Source organism: Brachybacterium sp. Marseille-Q7125, from assembly GCF_023062615.1.
GTDB lineage: Bacteria > Actinomycetota > Actinomycetes > Actinomycetales > Dermabacteraceae > Brachybacterium.
Map to the genome: position 1 here is coordinate 1 of NZ_JALLAL010000102.1, position 2,905 is coordinate 2,905.

2 protein-coding genes are annotated in these 2,905 nt (G+C 70.1%); both read right to left on the reverse strand.

The genetic code is table 11. The features are described from left to right. The coding region (locus MU407_RS13775) for an Ig-like domain-containing protein (RefSeq protein WP_246958341.1) at positions 1–2,304 on the reverse strand (2,304 nt) is incomplete at its 3' end. Between the two features lie 211 nt (positions 2,305–2,515). After that, positions 2,516–2,797 (reverse strand): hypothetical protein, encoded by a 282-nt coding sequence (locus tag MU407_RS13780; RefSeq protein ID WP_246958343.1) that lies wholly within the window; start codon positions 2,795–2,797, stop codon positions 2,516–2,518. Positions 2,798–2,905: the final 108 nt, after the last annotated feature.

Here is a 2,905-nt window from a genome sequence, read left to right on the forward strand (position 1 = left end):
CGCGACCTCATAGGTCAGCGGCACCGGCTCCTCGCTGACAGCGGCACCGGGCTCGACCTCCACGCGGATCAGATGATGCCCCACCACGGTGGCTTTGACACCGCTGTCCTCGGGGACGGTCACGGAGTTGGTGACCAGCACCCCGCCGGTGGGATCCACGTCGTTCTCCAGGGGATCCAGCAGGCTCTGCCCACCGGTGGTGGCCATGAGCATGTCATCCACCGCCACCGGCAGCATCGCCTCGGGGTCCGGTTCGGTGACGTCCACGCGGATCAGGCCCTGCGAGCTGGCCTCGCGGGCGGAGGCCGTGTACTCCAGGTAGTAGGTGCCCACCTCGCCGCTGACGCGCACCGATCCGCTGGTGAGGTCCGCATCGACCTCGAGCCCAGGGGCCTCATCCACATGGGTCAGCTCAAGGGAGCCGCCCGCGGGGTTGATGTCGTTCAGCAGCGGGCGAAGCACACCAGTGCGCCCGGCGACCACCTGCAGGTGATCGGTGGTGGTGATGGGGGCAAGCTCTGGGTCGGTCACGGACTCGACCTCGAGCACCGATTCGGAGGTGGCGCCGTGCTCATCACGGAAGGTGAGGGTGACCTGCTTGGGTCCGGTCTTCAGCCCCGCATCATCCACCGTCACCGTGCCATCGGCCCGGAAGGTCACCAGGTCCTCGGGCTGGATCGTGGCATCGGCCAGATAGAACGCGTCACCCTCGGGGTCCTCCCAGTACGGCAGCACGTTCAGGGTGACGGTCTGCCCGGAAAGCACCTGCACGCGCGGGATGCCCTGTCCGGCAGGCTCCGGCGGAGAGTTCTTCTCGCCCGGATGGACGGTGAGGGTGACGGTTGCGGTGTCGGTGCCGCCGCGGCCGTCGTCGACGATGTACGTGAAGGTGGCGGTGCCGCTGGTGTCCTCGTCCACGGCGATCTGCAGCTGGGTGCCACCGCGAATGGGGCTGACCGTGCCGATGGAGGGCTGCTTGCCCTCGAGGTCCGCGAGCAGCACATCACCGTCGGGGTCGGAGTCGTTGCGGGTCACCGGCAGGACCACGTTCATGCCGGGCCGCACCCCGAACTCGTCGTCCTCGGCCACCGGCGGGCGGTTCTCCTGGTCCCGGTCCTCCTGCACGTCGGTGATGGTGGAGGTGACGACCTCCTTCTCCTTCTCCTCCTGCTCGTCCTGCTGGATCTCCTGCTCGATCACCCACTGATCCACGATCTTCAGCGAGTCGCGGATCATCCAGGACAGCCCGGCCACGGTGTCGTTGAGCACCACGAGGTCGCGGTTCACGCGCAGGCGCAGGTCCGCACCGGGGCCCGCCTCCGGCACCGCCTCGATGACCGGCTCGTGGCCCTCGCAGATGCGGGCGAAACGGTTCGCGGCGTTCCAGGCGCCATAGGCGCAGCCGCCCACCTGGGCGGGGGCGGCGGGAGTTCCGGTGCCGCCCGCGGGATGGACGGCGATGTCCCCGCCGCGCATCGGCACCATCAGCAGGGAGTTCTCGGTGGCGACGGCGACGTGATCGGAGGCGTCGCCGGGCTGCTGGAGCACGAGGGTGCTGGCATCGGAGACCTGAGCCTCACTGAGATCTGCGGTGCGCACCTCGGTGCCCATGCGCAGCTGGCGCTTGGCGCGGTCCAGCACCACCGGCTCCTCCCCCACCGCGGTGAGCGCCACATCCTCGGGCTTCGAGGACAGCCCGCCGAGCGTGATGGGCTTGTCCTGCTGCGGGTTCTGGGTGTCGACGCTGCGGGGGAAGGTGTGCAGCTGGTCGCCGTCGAGCACCATCGCGGTGCCGGCGCGGGTGACGGTCACGTGGACCTCGCTGCCCTTGGCCTCGTAGGCGGGCTTGAAGGCGTCGGGGCTGAACGCGGCGGCCTGATCGGGGCTGAGCACCCACACGCGCCCGTCGGGGGTGGCGATCGCCACGCGGTCCCCGCCGAGGACGACCTCGCTTTCGGGCGGCAGCTCCACGACGCCCCCGCGCACCACGGACGCGGTGTTCACCGGGCTCAACCCGCGCGGACCGATGGTGAACACGTGGTACCCGGACTGCAGAATGTCGATGTCATCCCCGGCCACGGACAGGCGGGCGTCGTACTCGGTGGCATCCACGTTGAGCCGGCCGATGAGCGCGCGGTCCTGGTTGCTGACCCACACCCCGCCGTTGTTGACGTCCATGTCCGAGGACTGCTCGCCCTCATAGCGCACAGCGAAGGCGGTCAGCAGCACCGCGATCAGGGAGAGGATCACGGTGGAGGCGATCGTGCTGCGACGGCGTCGCCGCGCACCACCGCTCGCGCTCATCGTCGCTCCTCATCCCGTGGTCCTGCGCTCATCCCATGATCTCGCGCTCAGCCCGGGGACCAAGCGGTGAGCAGGGACGACGATAGTCGACCGAGCGGCCCGAAGGCACCTGGCATCCGCATGGTCACCCAGTGGTCACCCAGGTTTCACCGCCGGGGTGACTACATGGCGGGCACCCACAGCTCCTATGGACAGCGCGACGGGGGCGCCGTCACGTCTCGGCTGGGGCGGCGGCGCGGGTGTTCATGTCCCCCAGCAGGACAGCGGGGCCGCGCAGCGGAGCCAGGGCCGTCGCGAGATGCGCCGCCTGCGCAGCGCGATGCTGCGCGGTGAAGGCATCGAGATGGGTGGTGATCACCGTGGCCTCTCCCCCACCGCGGCCGGCCAGATCCACGCGCGCAGCGAGCGCGACCCGCGGCTCGGGATCCTTTCCCTCCACCCCGCGGGCCGACGGGAGCGGAATCCGGCCGGGAAAGGCAGCGGACGCGGTCACGGATTCGGCGTCGGGGGCGGGGGCGCTGTGGAGGGGCTGGCGCTTATACGCATCTGACGCTGCCGACGATACTGCTGCGGCTGCACGCACGGCATCTCTGCGCAGGTC